This window comes from Ideonella benzenivorans, from assembly GCF_020387415.1.
In the GTDB taxonomy this organism is placed as follows: Bacteria; Pseudomonadota; Gammaproteobacteria; order Burkholderiales; family Burkholderiaceae_C; genus Ideonella; species Ideonella benzenivorans.
The window spans coordinates 43,348-59,249 of sequence record NZ_JAGWCB010000008.1; the positions used below are offsets into that span (position 1 = coordinate 43,348).

Consider the following 15,902-nt stretch of genomic DNA (forward strand, 5'->3'; position numbering starts at 1 on the left):
ATGGTGGTGCATGCCGCGCCTGGCCACGGAAGGGGCTGGGGCTGGCCTGCCTGCTTCTTGTGCCTGCGTTCACGCCGGCGGCCGCGGTGGAGCCGGTGCTGCGCGAGGGCGACGAACTGGCCCGGCTGGAGTACGAGGCCCGGGCGAAGCCGGAAGAGGCGGTGGCCACACTGGAACAGTGGATGGCCCGCCAACCCGACGACAGCGCCAGGCGTCTGGAGGCCCTGCGGCTGTTGGGTGGGTTGCGCATCACCCTGGGGCAACCCGAGGCGGCCGAGGCTGTGCTGCAGCAGATCCAGGCCCTGGCCCGGGCCGGCGCGACGCCGCTGCGGCGCGATGCCAGCGTGGCGGCCGCCTGCCTGCAGGCCGATCTGATGCGCGATGGCGGCTCGCTGGCCAAGGCCGACGAGCCACTGGAAGAGGCCATGCGGCAGGTCGACGAGCAGACCGCGCTGCCGCTGCACATGTCCTGCCTGGTGATCCATGCGGCGGTCGAGGAGAACCTGGGGCATTTCGATGTGGCGGTGCGCCTGACCCAGGAGGCGCTGCGGCTGGTGGACCGCGGCCAGCCCTGGCGGCGCAGCGCGCTGCTCAACGGGCTGGCCTACACCTACTACCGGGCCGGCCAGCTGACGCGGGCCCGTCAACTCAACGACGAGGCCAAGACGCTGGCCCAGGCCAGCGAGGACTGGGTGTCGCTGGCCGATGCGATGACCGTCGAGAGCATCCTGCTGTCGGCCGCGGGCCAGGAGGGCGCGGCCCTGCAGGCGCTGACGCAGTCGATCGAGTTTGCCCGCCGGGCCGGCGATGCCCGCAGCGAGGCGATGGGCCTGGCCAACCTCAGCGACCACTACCTGCGCCAGGGCAACAACCACCAGGCCTTGCTGCAGTCGCAGCAGGCCCTGCCGCTGGCCCGGCGGCTGCATTCGACCGAGATCGAGCAACTGGCCAATCTCAATGCCGGGCTGGCGCTGATCGCGATGCACCGCAAGGACGAGGGGCTGCCCCGGGTGCGCGAGGTGCTGGACCAGCAGCGCCGGGCCGACGAGGTGGCCTCGCAGGCCGAGGGCCTGGCCGATCTGGCCCACTACCTGGAAAGGGCGGGTTACCTGTCCGAGGCGTTGCAGGTCTACCGCGAGCAGCGCGCCATCGCCGAACAGGCCTTCCAGCGCAGCCAGCAACGGGCCCTGGTGGAGTTGCAGGAAAGCTTCGAGGCCGAACGGCGGCGCCACGAACGCGACCTCCTCACCGATGACAACCAGCTCAAGGAGGAGGCGCTGCGCCAGACCGAGCTGCGCTTCAAGCTGTGGGCCCTGGTGATGGCGGGGGTGGTGATGGCGGTGCTGCTGCTGGCGCTGCTGCACCGGCGCATGCGGGCCACCCAGCAGGCGCTGTCCTCGGTCAACGAGCGGCTCAAGGTGCAGAGCGAGCAGGATCCGCTCACCGGCCTGGCCAACCGGCGCCACTTCCAGCGCCGCATGGCCCAGGGCGAGGACGCCCAGGGCACGCTCTACCTGCTGGACCTGGATCACTTCAAGCGCATCAACGACCACCATGGCCACGCCGGCGGCGACGTGGTGCTGATCGAGGTGGCGCATCGCCTGCAGGCGGTGCTGCGCGAGGAGGATGTGGTGGTGCGCTGGGGGGGGGAGGAGTTCATGATCCTCGTGCCGGGCGAGGGGGGGGAATCCGCCGAGCTGCTGGCCCAGCGGCTTCTGACGGCCCTGGCTTCGGTGCCGGTGATCGTCGGCCCGACCCGGCTGGCCGTGACGGCATCGATCGGCTTTGCCAGCTTCCCCCTGCAACCGCAACAGCTGGAGGTGCCGTGGTCGATGGCGATCGACCTGGTGGATGCCGCGATGTACATCGCCAAGACCCAGGGGCGGCACCGTGCGGTGGGCCTGCGCCGTCTGCCGGCCGCCGATCTGGAGGAGGTGGCGCGGCGGATGAGCGATCTGGAGAAGGCCTGGCGACGGGGAGAGGTCGAGCTCGTCGAGATCCACGGGCCGGATGTGGTGGGGCAGACCCCATGAGCCGGCCGCTGATCCGTCTGGCCGGCACGGCGCTGCTGATCGCCACCCTGCTGCCCTCACAGGCCCAGCCGGTGTTCCCGCCGCCGCAGGCTGGCCTGGGGCAGGCCCTGAGCGATGTGTCCGAGGGCTGGCGTGCGCGTGGCGAGGATGATCCGCAGGCCGTGCTGGCCGAGCTGGCGCAGTCGGCCATGCCCGTGGGCGGGGTGGCCGCGCCGGCCTGGCAACGCATGCGGGCGCGCACACGCGGCCTGGTGGCCGCGCGTTCCGGCTTGCCGGACGACGTGCGCCGGGCCCTGGCCGCGCTGACCGCCTTGGAGACGGACGTTCCGGACGACCCGCGTTGGCGTGCGGGCCTGCAGGGCGATCGCGCCCTGATCCAGGCGCAGTTGCACGACCTGCAGGGCGATTCCGTGGCGGCCGTGCGGTTCGGCCGCGAGGCCGACCAAGCCTACGAACAGGCCTGCGGCTCGCGCCAGCCCGCCGCCGATTGCGACTACCGGGCCTGGTGGGAGGCCCTGCACCTGTTGGCGCAGCGGGCCGACGTGCGGGGCGACCTGGTGGCCGCGTTGAGCCTGGCCGAGCGCGCCCACAGCGTGGCCGGGCGGGCGGCCGACCTGGGGCTGGAGGCCTGGAGCCTGGCCATGCAGGCGGTGTTCCAGCAGGCGCTCAGCCACGACACCCAGGCCCGCACGCTGATGGCGCAGGCCGACCGTCTGGCGCACCGCCAGAACGATGACCGGGCCGAGCTCTGGGTGCGCTTTGCCGAGGCGCGCATGGCCCTGGTCGATGGCGACCCAGCGGCCGCGTTGCGGCTGATGCAGCAGGCCCGGCGTCTGGCCGTGGCCACCGGATCGGCCCGGCTGGAGGCCCAGATCCTGCCCAGCCTGAGCGACCTGCTGCGCCGGACTGGCCACCCCCAGGAGGCCTTGCAGGTGGTGGAGCGGGCCTACCCCGTGCTGCAGCGCCACCATGAGCTGCGGGGCCAGCCCACCTTGCTGCACAACGGGGGCCTGGCCAAGCTGCAGCTGGGGCAGGTGGCCCAAGGGCGTGCCGACCTGGAGCGGGCCCTGCAGCTGTGGCAGACGGCAGGGGCCCGGGGCGCCATGGCCGTGGCGCTGCAGGAGGGCTCCGACGCCCTGGCGGCCTTGGGGGATGTGCGCGGCGCCCTGGATCTGCTGCACCGCAGCCAGGGCCTGCGGGCCCTGGTCAATGCAGACAACCAGACGGCCATCCTCTCGCAGATGCGGGCGACCTACCGCACCGAGTCCGAGCGGCGCGAGCTGGACCTGCTGGAGCGCGAAAACGCGCTGCGCTCCTCGCACCTGCAGACGCAGGTCCTGATTGAGCGGGTCTGGATCGCCGCCATCATCCTGCTGGGGCTGGCGGGCGCCGTGGTGGGGCTGCTGGCGCTGCGCGCCCGCGACGCCACCCGCCGGCTGCGCCACAGCGAGGCCTTGCTGCGGGTGCAGAGCGAGCGCGACCCCCTCACCGGGCTGGCCAACCGCCGCCACTTCCGCGAGGTGCTGGCCACCCAGGGCGCCTGCTTCCAGGGCGCGCTGATGCTCGTGGACATCGACCACTTCAAGCGCATCAACGATGAGTTCGGCCATCCCGCCGGCGATGCGGTGCTGGTGGAGGTGGCGCGGCGCCTGGGCAGCTCGGTCCGGGCCGGCGATCTGGTCTGCCGCTGGGGCGGGGAGGAGTTCCTGATCTACGCCCCCGACCTGCAGGGGGAGGCCCTGGATGCCCTGGCGCTGCGGGTCTTGCGGGCCTTGGGCGACGAGGCCGTCCCTCTGGGGGAGAAGCGGGTCCTGCCGATCTCGGCCTCGCTGGGCTACGCCGCCTTTCCGCTGCCGGCGCATGCGGTGGCGCTGGGCTGGGAGCGGGCGGTGAACCTGGTCGACATGGCGCTCTACACCGCCAAGTCCATGGGCCGGGACCGGGCGGTGGGCCTGCAGTCCGTGCGCGCCGCCGACAGCGCCGCGCTGGAGACCGTGGAGGCGGATTTCGAGGCGGCCCGGCTGGCCGGGGATGTCTCGCTCAGCGTCACCCTGCGCTGGGGCGCTTGAGAGGCCCGCCTCGGGGCCGTGCGTCCGTCAGGGGGTCTTGTCGCTGCTGCCGGTGGCGGCATCCACGGTGGCGCCCACCACCTTGCCGGTGACTTCGACCCCGGTGCTGACCACGGCGGCGCCGACCGAGATCACCGCGCCGGTGGCGGCCCCGGCCACCTCGACCACGGCGCAGCCCGTCAGGGCAGAGGTCCAGACCAACAAGGCCAGACCGGTCAGCGGCAGGGGGCGGGGCAGGCGCATGCGGGGCTCCAGTCAGGGCGAAGGGGGGAGGGTGGGGTCCTGTTCCGGCGCTTCCGGCTGGCCAAAGCTGTCGCGGAAGGTGAAGAACAAGGACGCATAGTAGGCCGAGGTCAGCACCAGGGCCAGCGGCATCGTCAGCAGCCCCAGCAGCGAGCTGCCGCCCAGCAGGCCGACCAGCAGGCTCAGCACCAGCCCGGTGGCCATCATCAGGCCCATCCAGGCCAGGCCGTAGACCAGCATCGCCGCGCGGGTGTGCCACAGGGCCAGCACGCTGGAGAACATGGCCTGGGCCGGCCGCTGTCCGGCCCAGCACACCAGGGCCGGCGCATGCCAGAAGGGCAGGCTCAGCAGCAGCGTGACCGAGACCCGGGCCAGCACGCCGGCCATCACCCCGGGGGCATCGGCCAGGCGGGCCACCTCGTCGGGATCCGGGTTGTTGGCGGTCAGAGCCTGCATCAGGTCCTCCACGCCACCGTGGTCGATCAGCTTGCAGGCCATCAGCAGCAGCAGGGTGCCGAAGGCATAGCCCAGGCTCAGCGTGAGCAGGCCGCGCCGGCGCTCCGAGGGCAGGTGGCGCCAGGGGGCGAAGAACACACCCAGCTGCGGGCGCACACCGCGCTGGCTGGCGGCCGTGGCCATCATGTAGGCCAACGTCAGCAGCGGGATGCCGGCCAGCACCAGCAGCTCACCGAAGCCGGGCAGCAGAGACAGCACCGCGCCGGCCAGCATGAAGGCCACGAACAACGCGCTGTAGCCCAGCGGGTGGCGGAAGAACTCCCGCACCCCTTGGCGCACCCATTGAAGCCCCTGTGCGGCGGGCACCGTCTTGAGTGTGAGTTTCATGCGCTCAGACCTGGGCGTGCCAGGGCCGCTCGGCGGCGTCGCGCAGCACCCGCTCGAAGTGCGACGGATCCTTGGGCTGCAGCAGGCTGGCCTCGCGTGGCAGATGCCAGTCCGCCAGGCGCGAGAGCCAGAAGCGCAGCGCCGCGGTGCGGCGCATCGAGGGCAGCAGCCGCAGCTCGGTGCCCGACAGTGGGCGCTCGGCCTGGTAGGCGGTCATCAGCGCCTCGGCCCGGGGAAGGTCCAACTGGCCGCTCTCCAGGTCCACGCACCAGTCGTTGAGCACCACCGCCAGGTCGAACATGAAGGTGTCGGTGCCCGCGAAGTAGAAGTCGAACACGCCGCTCAGCCGCTCGCGACCGGGCAGGCCGTGGAACATCGCGTTGTCGCGGAACAGGTCGGCGTGCACCGCCCCCTGGGGCAGGCTCTGGTAGGCCGCGCTGGCATGCACCTCGCGCTGGTGGGCCATCTCCTGGTCCAGCAGCGCGGCGTCGGCGGCCGACAGGTGCGGGCGCACCACCGGCGCGGTGGCCTCGCGCCAGGGCAGACCGCGCAGGTTGGGCTGCTGCAGCGGGAAGTCCGCCACGGCCCGGTGCATGCGGGCCAGCACCCCGCCCAGCTCGCGGCAGTGGTGCAGGTCCGGCGCCTCCAGGCTTTCGCCCTGCAGGCGGTTCACCAGCGCGGCGGGCTTGCCCGCCACGGTCTGCACCAGTTCGCCCTGCAGATTGGGCCGGGGCTCGGGTACCGGCAGGCCGCGCTGGGCCAGGTGCTGCATCAACCGCAGGTAGAAGGGCAGTTGTGCGTGCGACAGGCGCTCGAACAGCGTCATCACCCACTCGCCTTCCGGCGTGGTGACGAAGTAGTTGGTGTTCTCGATGCCGCTGCCGATGGGCTGCAGCGCGCGCAACGGGCCCAGCCCCAGCTGCTGGAGCAGGGTGCCGGCCTGTTCGGCGCTGACCTCGGTGTAAACCGCCATGAATGTTCGAAGAAAAGAGGGGGAGAAGGAGGAGGCGGTGCGCCGCCGGGCTCAGAAGTCCAGCTTGAGCCAGACCCGCTGGCCGGCGGCCTTGTCGTCCTGCGGCAGCTTGCCCCCTTGCGGCGGCACGATGTCGTAGGCCGGCATGCCGGGGATCTTGGGGTGCACCGTCAGGCGCTGGGTCTGGCCGCGCACGCGCACTTCCTCGATGCGGATGTGGTCGTCCTCCGTGTCCACGTGCAGCACCTGGGGTTCAGGCACCTTGCTGGCCGGCGGCGGGGTGTCCGTGGCCGGCAGAGCTGCCGGGGTCGACGCCGCCGGGGCCGGGGCGACCGGGCTGGCGGTCTGGGCCAGGCTGGCGCCACCAAGCAGCAGGCCCGCAAGCAGGGTGGTCAGGGAGGGGGCGTTCATGGGGCGGATTCTACGGAAGCACGCACAATCGGCCCCCATGAGCGAGAAGATCCTCCTGCTGGTCGATGGTTCCAGCTACCTGTACCGGGCATTCCACGCGATGCCCGACCTGCGCAGCCCCGACGGCTTCCCCACCGGGGCCATCCACGGCATGGTCAACATGATGAACTGGCTGCGCGAGCATGTGCCGGCCGAACATGCCGTCTGTGTGTTCGACGCCAAGGGCCCGACGTTCCGCGATGCCTGGTACCCGGCCTACAAGGCGCAGCGCGCGCCGATGCCCGACGAGTTGCGGGCCCAGATCGAGCCCATCCACGAGGCGGTGCGCCTGCTGGGCTGGCCGGTGCTGGAGGTGCCCGGCATCGAGGCCGACGACGCCATCGGCACGCTGGCCCGGGTGGGCGCCGAGAGTGGCCACACCGTGGTGATTTCCACCGGCGACAAGGACCTGGCCCAACTGGTGACGCCGCAGGTGACGCTGATCAACACCATGGCCAAGCCGCCCGAGCGGCTGGACGAGGCCGGCGTGGCCGCGAAGTTCGGCGTGCCGCCGGACCGCATCATCGATTACCTGACCCTGATCGGCGACACGGTGGACAACGTGCCCGGCGTGCCCAAGGTCGGGCCCAAGACCGCGGTCAAGTGGCTGCAGGAGCATGGCTCGCTGGAGGGCGTGATGGCCGCCGCGGACCAGATCAAGGGCGTGGCCGGCGAGAACCTGCGCGCCACGCTGGACTGGCTGCCGACGGGCCGCCGCCTCATCACCGTCAAGACCGACTGCGACCTGGGCGAGCAGGTGCCGGCCTGGCCGGCGCTGGAGGCGCTGGCGCTGCGCGCGCCCGACCACGACGGGCTGGTCGATTTCTACACGCGCTACGGCTTTCGCACCAGCCTGCGGGCCCTGGGGACGCCGGTGACTGAGGGCGCTGCGGCTGGCGAGGCGCCGAGCCCGGATGGCGTGGCCCCTGCTGGAGCCGCCCCGTCGCGGGTGCTGGCCCGGGACTATGAAACCGTCACCACCTGGGACGCGCTCGACACCTGGATCGCCCGCCTGAAGGCCGCGCCGCTGGCCGGGCTGGACACCGAGACCGATTCGCTTGATGCGATGCGCGCGCGCATCGTCGGCATCAGCTTCGCGGTGGAACCCGGCCATGCGGCCTATGTGCCCACCGGCCATGACTACCCCGGCGCGCCGGACCAGTTGCCGCTGGACGAGGTGCTGGCGCGCCTGCGGCCCTGGCTGGAGGACGCTGCCGCGCCCAAGCTGGGGCAGAACATCAAGTACGACCTGCATGTGTTCGAGAACCACCGCATCCGCGTGCGGGGCTATGTGCACGACACGCTGCTGGAAAGCTATGTGCTGGAGGCCCACAAGCCGCACAGCCTGGAGAGCCTGGCCGACCGCCACCTGGGCCGCCACGGCCTGAGCTACGAGGACCTGTGCGGCAAGGGCGTCAACCAGATCCCGTTCTCACAGGTGGATGTCGAGCGGGCCAGCACCTACAGCGGCGAGGACAGCGAGATGTGCGTGCAGGTGCACGAGACGCTGTGGCCGCAGTTGCAGGCCGAGCCGGGGCTCAAGCGCGTCTATGCCGAGATCGAGATGCCCACCGTGGCGGTGCTGCAGCGCATCGAGCGCCACGGGGTGCTGATCGACCCGGTTCGGCTGGCCGCGCAGAGCCAGCAACTGGCCGAACGGATGATCGCGCTGGAGCAGGAGGCCTACGCCATCGCCGGCCAGCCCTTCAACATGGCCAGCCCCAAGCAGATTGGCGAGATCCTGTTCAACCGCCTGGGCCTGCCGATCAAGAAGAAGACCGCCACCGGCGCCCCGTCGACCGACGAAGAGGTGCTGCAGGAGCTGGCGGCCGACTACCCGCTGCCGGCCAAGCTGCTGGAGCACCGCGGCCTGGCCAAGCTCAAGAGCACCTACACCGACAAGCTGCCCGGCATGATCAACCCGGCCACCGGGCGGGTGCACACCAACTACGCGCAGGCGGTGGCGGTGACCGGCCGGCTGTCCAGCAACGAGCCCAACCTGCAGAACATCCCGATCCGCACGCCCGAGGGCCGCCGGGTGCGCGAGGCCTTCATCGCCCCGCCCGGCCATGTGATCGCCAGCGCCGACTACTCGCAGATCGAGCTGCGCATCATGGCCCACATCAGCGGCGACCCGGGCCTGAACAAGGCCTTTGCCGAGGGCATGGATGTGCACCGCGCCACCGCCAGCGAGGTCTTCGGCATCCCGCCCGAGGCGGTCACGCCCGAGCAGCGCCGCTATGCCAAGACCATCAACTTCGGCCTGATCTACGGCATGGGCGCCTTCGGCCTGGCGCAGAGCCTGGGCATCGACCAGAAGGCGGCCAAGAACTACATCGACCGCTACTTCGAGCGCTTTGCCGGCGTGAAGCGCTACATGGAGGAAACGAAGGAGCGGGCCCGCGAGCGTGGCTATGTCGAGACCGAGTTTGGCCGCCGCATCGTGCTGCCGGAGATCAAGGGCGGCAGCGGCCCGCGCCGCGCCGGCGCCGAGCGCCAGGCCATCAACGCGCCGATGCAGGGCACCGCGGCCGACCTGATCAAGCTGGCGATGATCGCGGTGCAGCGGACCCTGGACGACGAGGGCCGCGCCACCCGCATGGTGATGCAGGTGCACGACGAACTGGTGTTCGAGGTGCCCGAGGCCGAGGTGGACTGGGCGCGCGAGGCCGTGCCGCGCCTGATGGCCGGCGTGGCGTCCTTCAGCGTGCCGCTGGTGGCCGAGGTGGGCTTCGGGCCGAGCTGGGAAGCGGCGCACTGAGCCCATCGACCGCGCCCGGCCGTTGACTGGGCGCGACGTTCGATTCCGCGCCATCCGGCCGGAAATCGAACGCCTGCGGCGGCGTCGTTCGGCGCTGCTGCGGCGCAGCAACCCTCGGGGTCTTCACCAGGGGCGCTGAACAAAATCAAGCACTTGGCACGGGGCCGCCGGGAGGCGGGCCGCCGTGGCATGGGCACTGCAATGACTTGCACGAGACCAGCGCATGGTCTCCGGCGACCGGACCACCGGCGCCGCATCCCAACGATGGAGACAAGCTCATGCAAGTGCAGCAATCCAAGGTGCAGGTGATGGGCATCGATGCCGGGGGCACGATGACCGACACCTTCTTCGTCCGCGAGGACGGCCGCTTCGTGGTCGGCAAGGCCCAGAGCAACCCGGCCGACGAATCGCTGGCCATCTTCAACTCCTCGCGCGACGCGCTGGCCCACTGGCAGCGCGATGTGGACGACGTCTACCCCGAGCTGGTGACCTGTGTCTATTCCGGCACCGCCATGCTCAACCGGGTGGTGCAGCGCAAGGGGCTGGACGTGGGCCTGATGGTCAACAAGGGCTTCGAGCATGTGCACTCGATGGGCCGCGCCATCCAGAGCTACCTGGGCTATGCGCTGGAAGAGCGCATCCACCTGAACACCCACCGCTACGATGAGCCGCTGGTGCCACTCAAGCGCACCCGCGGCGTGACCGAGCGCACCGATGTGCAGGGCCAGGTGGTGATCCCGCTGCGCGAGCCCGAGGTGCGCCAGGCCACCCGCGAGCTGGTGGCCGCCGGCGCCAAGGCCATCGTGATCTGCCTGCTGCAGTCGCACAAGAACGGCACCAGCGAGCAGCGCGCACGCGATGTCTGCCGCGAGGAGCTGAAGGTCCTGGGGGCGGACATCCCGGTGTTCGCCTCGGTGGACTACTACCCGCAGCGCAAGGAAAGCCACCGGATGAACACGACCATCCTGGAGGCCTATGCGGCCGAGCCCTCGCGCCAGACGCTCAAGAAGGTCAGCGACCGTTTCAAGAAGCACGGCGCCAAGTTCGACCTGCGGGTGATGGCCACGCACGGCGGCACCATCAGCTGGAAGGCCAAGGAGCTGGCCCGCACCATTGTGTCCGGCCCGATCGGCGGGGTGATCGGCTCCAAGCTGCTGGGCGAGGCGCTGGGCGACGAGAACATCGCCTGTTCCGACATCGGCGGCACCAGCTTCGACATGGCGTTGATCACCAAGGGCAGCTTTGCCATCGCCTCCGACCCGGACATGGCCCGCCTGGTGCTTTCGCTGCCGCTGGTGACCATGGACTCGGTGGGCGCGGGCGCCGGCAGCTTCGTGCGGCTGGACCCCTACAGCGGCGCCATCAAGCTGGGGCCGGACAGCGCGGGCTACCGCGTGGGCACCTGCTGGCCCGAAAGCGGGCTGGACACCGTCTCGGTCTCCGACTGCCACGTGGTGCTGGGCTACCTGAACCCCGACAACTTCCTGGGCGGCGCCATCCAGCTGGATGTGGAGCGCGCCCGCCAGCACATCCAGGCCCAGATCGCCGACCCGCTGGGCCTGTCGGTGGAGGACGCCGCGGCCGGGGTGATCGAGCTGCTGGACCTGCAGCTGCGCGAGTACCTGCGCTCCAACGTCAGCGCCAAGGGCTACAGCCCGACCGACTTCGTCTGCTTCAGCTACGGCGGCGCCGGCCCGGTGCACACCTACGGCTACACCGAGGGCCTGGGCTTCAAGGACGTGGTGGTGCCGGCCTGGGCCGCGGGCTTCTCGGCCTTCGGTTGCGCCTGCGCGGACTTCGAGTACCGCTACGACAAGAGCGTGGACCTGGCCGTGCCGCAGGACGCCAGCGATGGTGAGAAGGCCCAGGCCTCGGCCACCATCCAGCAGGCCTGGGCCGAGCTGGCCGGCAAGGTCATCGAGGAGTTCCGCATCAACGGCTTCGAGGCCAAGGACGTGATCCTGCGCCCGGGCTACCGCATGCAGTACATGGGCCAGCTCAACGACCTGGAGATCGACTCGCCGGTGTCCTCGGCCGCCACGGCCGAGGACTGGGAGAAGATCGTCACCGCCTTCGAGACCACCTACGGCCGGGTCTATGCCAGCTCGGCCCGCTCGCCGGAGCTGGGCTTCTCGGTCACCAGCGCCATCATGCGCGGCATGGTGGTCACGCAGAAGCCGGTGCTGCCGGAAGACCCGATCGGCGAGGCCACGCCGCCCGCCGCCGCCCGCCTGGGCACCCGCAAGCTCTACCGCCACAAGGCCTGGTACGAGGCGGTGATCTGGAAGATGGAAGCGCTCAAGGCCGGCAACGAGATCTTCGGCCCGGCCATCATCGAATCGGACGCCACCACCTTCGTCGTGCCCAAGGGCTTTGCGACGACGCTGGACAAGCACCGCCTGTTCCACCTGCGCGAAGTCGGCCACGACGGCCAGACCCTCTGACGCCCAAGGAGACACACCATGAACATGATGACGCAACGTGAACTGGGCCGGGCCGACCTGCTGGGCACCGGCCAGACACTCAAGGAATTCCGCGACGGCATCCTGGCCCGCACCGCGGCCACCGGCCACTACAACGGGCTGGAGCACCTGGAACTGCGCGAGCGCGACCCCATCGGCTACGAGAAGCTGTTCTCCAAGCTGCGCGGCGGTCTGGTGCATGCGCGGGAGACGGCCAAGAAGATCGCGGCCAGCCCCATCGTCGAGCAGGAGGGCGAGCTCTGCTTCACCCTCTACAACGCCGCGGGCGACTGCATCCTGACCTCCACCGGGATCATCATCCACGTCGGCACGATGGGCGCGGCGATCAAGTACATGATCGAGAACAACTGGGAGGCCAACCCCGGCATCCACCCGGGCGACATGTTCACCAACAACGACTGCGCGATCGGCAACGTCCACCCCTGCGACATCGCCACCATCGTGCCGATCTTCCACGATGGCAAGCTGATCGGCTGGGTCGGCGGCGTGACCCACGTGATCGACACCGGTGCGGTGACGCCGGGCTCCATGTCCACCGGCCAGACCCAGCGCTTCGGCGACGGCTACATGATCACCTGCCGCAAGACCGGGGTGAACGACACGCCGCTGCGCGACTGGCTGCACGAGAGCCAGCGTTCGGTGCGCACGCCCAAGTACTGGATCCTCGACGAGAAGACCCGCATTGCCGGCTGCCACATGGTGCGCCAGCTGGTGGAGGACACCATCGCCGAGGAAGGGCTGGAGACCTACGAGAAGTTCGCCTACGAGGTGATCGAGGAGGGCCGGCGCGGCCTGGCCACCCGCATCAAGGCCATGACGCTGCCGGGCATCTACCGCAAGGTGGCCTTCGTCGACGTACCCTACGCCCACCCGGACGTGCAGACCTCGAACGCCTTCGCCAAGCTCGACTCCATCATGCATGCGCCGGTGGAGATGGAGATCCGCCGCGACGGCAGCTGGCGGCTGGACTTCGAGGGCGCGAGCCGCTGGGGCTGGCACAGCTACAACGCCCACCAGGTGGCCTTCACCAGCGGCATCTGGGTGATGATGACCCAGACCCTGGTGCCCACCCAGCGCATCAACGACGGCGCCTACTACGGCACCGAGTTCCACATGCCCAAGGGCGGCTGGAACAACCCGGATGACCGACGCACCGGCCATGCCTATGCCTGGCACTTCCTGGTCAGCGCCTGGACGACGATGTGGCGCGGTCTGTCGCAGGCCTACTTCAGCCGCGGCTACCTGGAGGAGGTCAACGCGGGCAATGCCAACACCAGCAACTGGCTGCAGGGCGGCGGCATCAACCAGGACGGCGAGGTGCACGCGGTCAACAGCTTCGAGGCCAGCTCCTGCGGCACCGGCGCGGGCGCCATCAAGGACGGTTTGAACCACGCCGCCGCGATCTGGAACCCCGAAGGCGACATGGGCGACATCGAGATCTGGGAGATGGCCGAGCCGCTGCTCTACCTGGGTCGCAACGTCAAGGCCAACTCGGGCGGCTACGGCCAGTACCGCGGCGGCAACGGCTTCGAGACCCTGCGCATGGTCTGGAAGGCCCAGGACTGGACCATGTTCTTCATGGGCAACGGCTACATGAACAGCGACTGGGGCCTGATGGGCGGCTACCCCTCGGCCACCGGCTACCGCTTCGAGGCCCACCACACCGGGCTGATGGAGCGCATCGCCCGCGGCGAAAGCCTGCCGCTGGGCGGCGACGCCAACCCGGACGTGCCCGACTACGAGAACCACCTGGGCCCGCAGGCCACGGTCAAGCGCGACCACCAGTGCATGACCACCGAGGACTGCTACGCCAACGGCGACCTGTACCTGAACTACCTGCGCGGCGGCCCGGGCTTCGGCGACCCGCTGGACCGCGAGGTCAAGGCCATCATCGACGACCTGGACAACGGCTTCCTGCTGCCCGAGTACGCCCGTCGCGTTCACGGCGTGGTGGCCACCCGCAACCCCGATGGCCAGTGGCAGGTCGACGAGAAGGCCACGGCGCTGGAGCGGCTCAACATCCGCCAGCAACGCAAGGCCCGCTCCGTCCCCACCCAGGAATGGATGAAGCGCGAGCGCGAGCGCATCCTGGCCAAGCAGGCCTCGCCGCAGGTGCAGCACATGTTCGCCACCAGCTTCGGCCTGTCCCCCAAATTCACGCAGCAGTTCCGTGAATTCTGGGACCTGCCGGCCAGTTGGACGCTGACGGAAGACGAGCTCAGCGTGCCGTCCTATGGCGCCAACTGCCGCATGGACCTCTCGGCCATGCCCGACGTGCGCGTCGTCACCCTGGTGCAGGAGTGAGCCCGGCTCACCCTTCGATCCGAACCACAGGAGAAATCACCCATGTCCACCTACACCCCGGAACAGGTCCGCAAGCTGGTCGACGGCAAGCTCGACTGGGACACCGTGCTGCGCATGTTGTCCATGCCCAAGGACGGCGAGCGCTTCGAGCTCTACCTGAAAGCCCTGCAGGACAAGCTCGGCTGGAGCGACCGCATCGTGCTGCCGCTGGGCCCACATCTGCACGTCGTGCAGCGGGCCCAGGACCAGCGCTGGCTCATCCAGTGCGACTGCGGCCATGCCTTCTGCGACTGGAACCAGAACTGGAAGCTGCATGCCAATCTCTATGTGCGTGACACCGAGGCCGCCATGACCGAGGTCTACCCCCAGCTGATGGCACCGGACACCGCCTGGCAGGTCTACCGTGAGTACACCTGCCCGCAGTGCGGTACGCTGCACGATGTGGAGGCACCGACGCCGTGGTACCCGGTGATCCACGATTTCGAGCCCGACATTGATGCGTTCTATCAGGAGTGGGTCAAGCTGCCCCTGCCAGCACGCTCCAACTGAGCGTGAGTGCCCGCCGCGGCCCGGCCAGACACGGCCGGACCGCGGCGGTCCACCACACGGTGCCACCGGATCACAGAGGTCCCCATGTGCAAGGTGTGCGAATCAGGGGTTTGGATGGGCTTCTTCCCACGCCGTGAAGGGGACATGGAGAACACGATGAAAGCATTGGTCTATGGCGGTCCCGGCCAGAAGGCGCTCACCGAAGTGCCCAAGCCGACGCTGCAACAGCCGGGCGATGCGCTGGTGCGCATCACCCACACGACGATCTGCGGCACCGACCTGCACATCCTCAAGGGCGACGTGCCCACCTGCCTGCCTGGCACCACGTTGGGCCACGAGGGTGTGGGCGTGATCGAGGCGGTGGGCAGTGCGGTGAGCAATTTCCACGTGGGCGACCACGTGCTCATCTCCTGCATCAGCAGCTGCGGCAAGTGCGCGTTCTGCCGCAAGGGCATGTACTCGCACTGCACCACCGGTGGCTGGATCCTGGGCAACACCATCAACGGTACCCAGGCCGAGTACGTGCGCATCCCGCACGCCGACACCAGCCTGTACGCCATCCCGCCGGAGGCCAGCGAGGAGGCGCTGGTGATGCTCAGCGACATCCTGCCCACCGGCTTCGAGTGCGGTGTGCTCAATGGCAAGGTGGCGCCGGGCGGCACGGTGGCCATCGTCGGCGCCGGGCCGATCGGCCTGGCGGCGCTGCTGACCGCGCAGTTCTACTCGCCCTCGCGCATCATCATGATCGACCTGGACGACAACCGACTCCAGGTGGCGCTGGGCTTCGGTGCGACCGATGCTGTCAACAGTGGCAAGGGCTCGGCGGTGGACGCCGTGATGGCGCTGACGGACGGCCTGGGCGTGGACACCGCCATCGAGGCGGTGGGCATCGCCCCGACCTTCGAGCTCTGCCAGGGCATCGTGGCTGCGGGCGGGACGATCGCCAACGTCGGCGTGCACGGCCACAAGGTGGATCTGCACCTGGAGACGCTGTGGGCGCGCAACATCGCCATCACCACCCGGCTGGTGGATACCGCCAGCACCGACATGCTGCTCAAGACCGTGGTGTCCAAGAAGCTCGACCCGGCCCGGCTCATCACCCACCGCTTCACGCTGGACGACGTGATGGCCGCTTACGAGACCTTCGGTCAGGCGGCGCAGTCCAAGGCGCTGAAGGTCATCATTTCGCCCTGA

General features: G+C 69.8%; 11 protein-coding genes. 7 read left to right on the forward strand and 4 right to left on the reverse strand.

Features of this window, described 5'->3' with window-relative positions; translation table 11 throughout:
* The first annotated feature begins 59 nt into the window (after positions 1-59).
* Both KGA65_RS05935 and KGA65_RS05940 read left to right on the forward strand, forming a co-directional pair.
* Complete coding sequence (locus tag KGA65_RS05935) at positions 60-2,033, forward strand: diguanylate cyclase domain-containing protein (protein WP_225862234.1); 1,974 nt, start codon at positions 60-62, stop codon at positions 2,031-2,033.
* Positions 2,030-4,102 (forward strand): GGDEF domain-containing protein, encoded by a 2,073-nt coding sequence (locus KGA65_RS05940; RefSeq protein ID WP_225862235.1) that lies wholly within the window; start codon positions 2,030-2,032, stop codon positions 4,100-4,102. Before KGA65_RS05935 ends, KGA65_RS05940 begins: the two co-directional genes overlap by 4 nt.
* A 27-nt stretch (positions 4,103-4,129) precedes the next feature.
* On the opposite strand, the gene KGA65_RS05945 is transcribed toward KGA65_RS05940, so the two are convergent.
* From KGA65_RS05945 to KGA65_RS05960, 4 genes are read right to left on the reverse strand one after another with little or no spacing between them, the layout of a single operon-like run.
* Entirely contained in the window at positions 4,130-4,345 is a 216-nt protein-coding gene (locus KGA65_RS05945; RefSeq protein WP_225862236.1) for a hypothetical protein, read from the reverse strand.
* 12 nt (positions 4,346-4,357) lie between these two features.
* On the reverse strand, positions 4,358-5,188 hold the full coding sequence (locus tag KGA65_RS05950; RefSeq protein ID WP_225862237.1) for a BPSS1780 family membrane protein: 831 nt from the start codon (positions 5,186-5,188) through the stop codon (positions 4,358-4,360).
* 4 nt (positions 5,189-5,192) lie between these two features.
* Positions 5,193-6,161: a homoserine kinase gene (locus KGA65_RS05955; RefSeq protein WP_225862238.1), complete on the reverse strand. Its 969-nt coding sequence runs from the start codon at positions 6,159-6,161 to the stop codon at positions 5,193-5,195.
* A 51-nt stretch (positions 6,162-6,212) separates the two neighbouring features.
* Complete coding sequence (locus KGA65_RS05960) at positions 6,213-6,572, reverse strand: hypothetical protein (protein ID WP_225862239.1); 360 nt, start codon at positions 6,570-6,572, stop codon at positions 6,213-6,215.
* Positions 6,573-6,609: 37 nt separating this feature from the next.
* Between KGA65_RS05960 and polA the strand changes: the two genes are divergently transcribed.
* The 5 genes from polA (at position 6,610) to KGA65_RS05985 (ending at position 15,902) form a co-directional block, all read left to right on the forward strand.
* Positions 6,610-9,372 carry a DNA polymerase I gene (gene polA / locus KGA65_RS05965; RefSeq protein WP_225862240.1) on the forward strand — a complete coding sequence of 921 codons (2,763 nt, stop codon included), beginning with the start codon at positions 6,610-6,612 and terminating at the stop codon, positions 9,370-9,372.
* A gap of 278 nt (positions 9,373-9,650) precedes the next feature.
* The gene (locus KGA65_RS05970) at positions 9,651-11,816 is read left to right on the forward strand and encodes a hydantoinase/oxoprolinase family protein (protein ID WP_225862241.1); all 2,166 of its coding nucleotides are present in this window, start codon (positions 9,651-9,653) and stop codon (positions 11,814-11,816) included.
* Between the two features lie 18 nt (positions 11,817-11,834).
* Positions 11,835-14,159 (forward strand): hydantoinase B/oxoprolinase family protein, encoded by a 2,325-nt coding sequence (locus tag KGA65_RS05975; RefSeq protein ID WP_225862242.1) that lies wholly within the window; start codon positions 11,835-11,837, stop codon positions 14,157-14,159.
* 42 nt (positions 14,160-14,201) lie between these two features.
* Complete coding sequence (locus KGA65_RS05980) at positions 14,202-14,708, forward strand: acetone carboxylase subunit gamma (RefSeq protein WP_225862243.1); 507 nt, start codon at positions 14,202-14,204, stop codon at positions 14,706-14,708.
* A 156-nt stretch (positions 14,709-14,864) separates the two neighbouring features.
* Entirely contained in the window at positions 14,865-15,902 is a 1,038-nt protein-coding gene (locus tag KGA65_RS05985; RefSeq protein ID WP_225862244.1) for a zinc-dependent alcohol dehydrogenase family protein, read from the forward strand.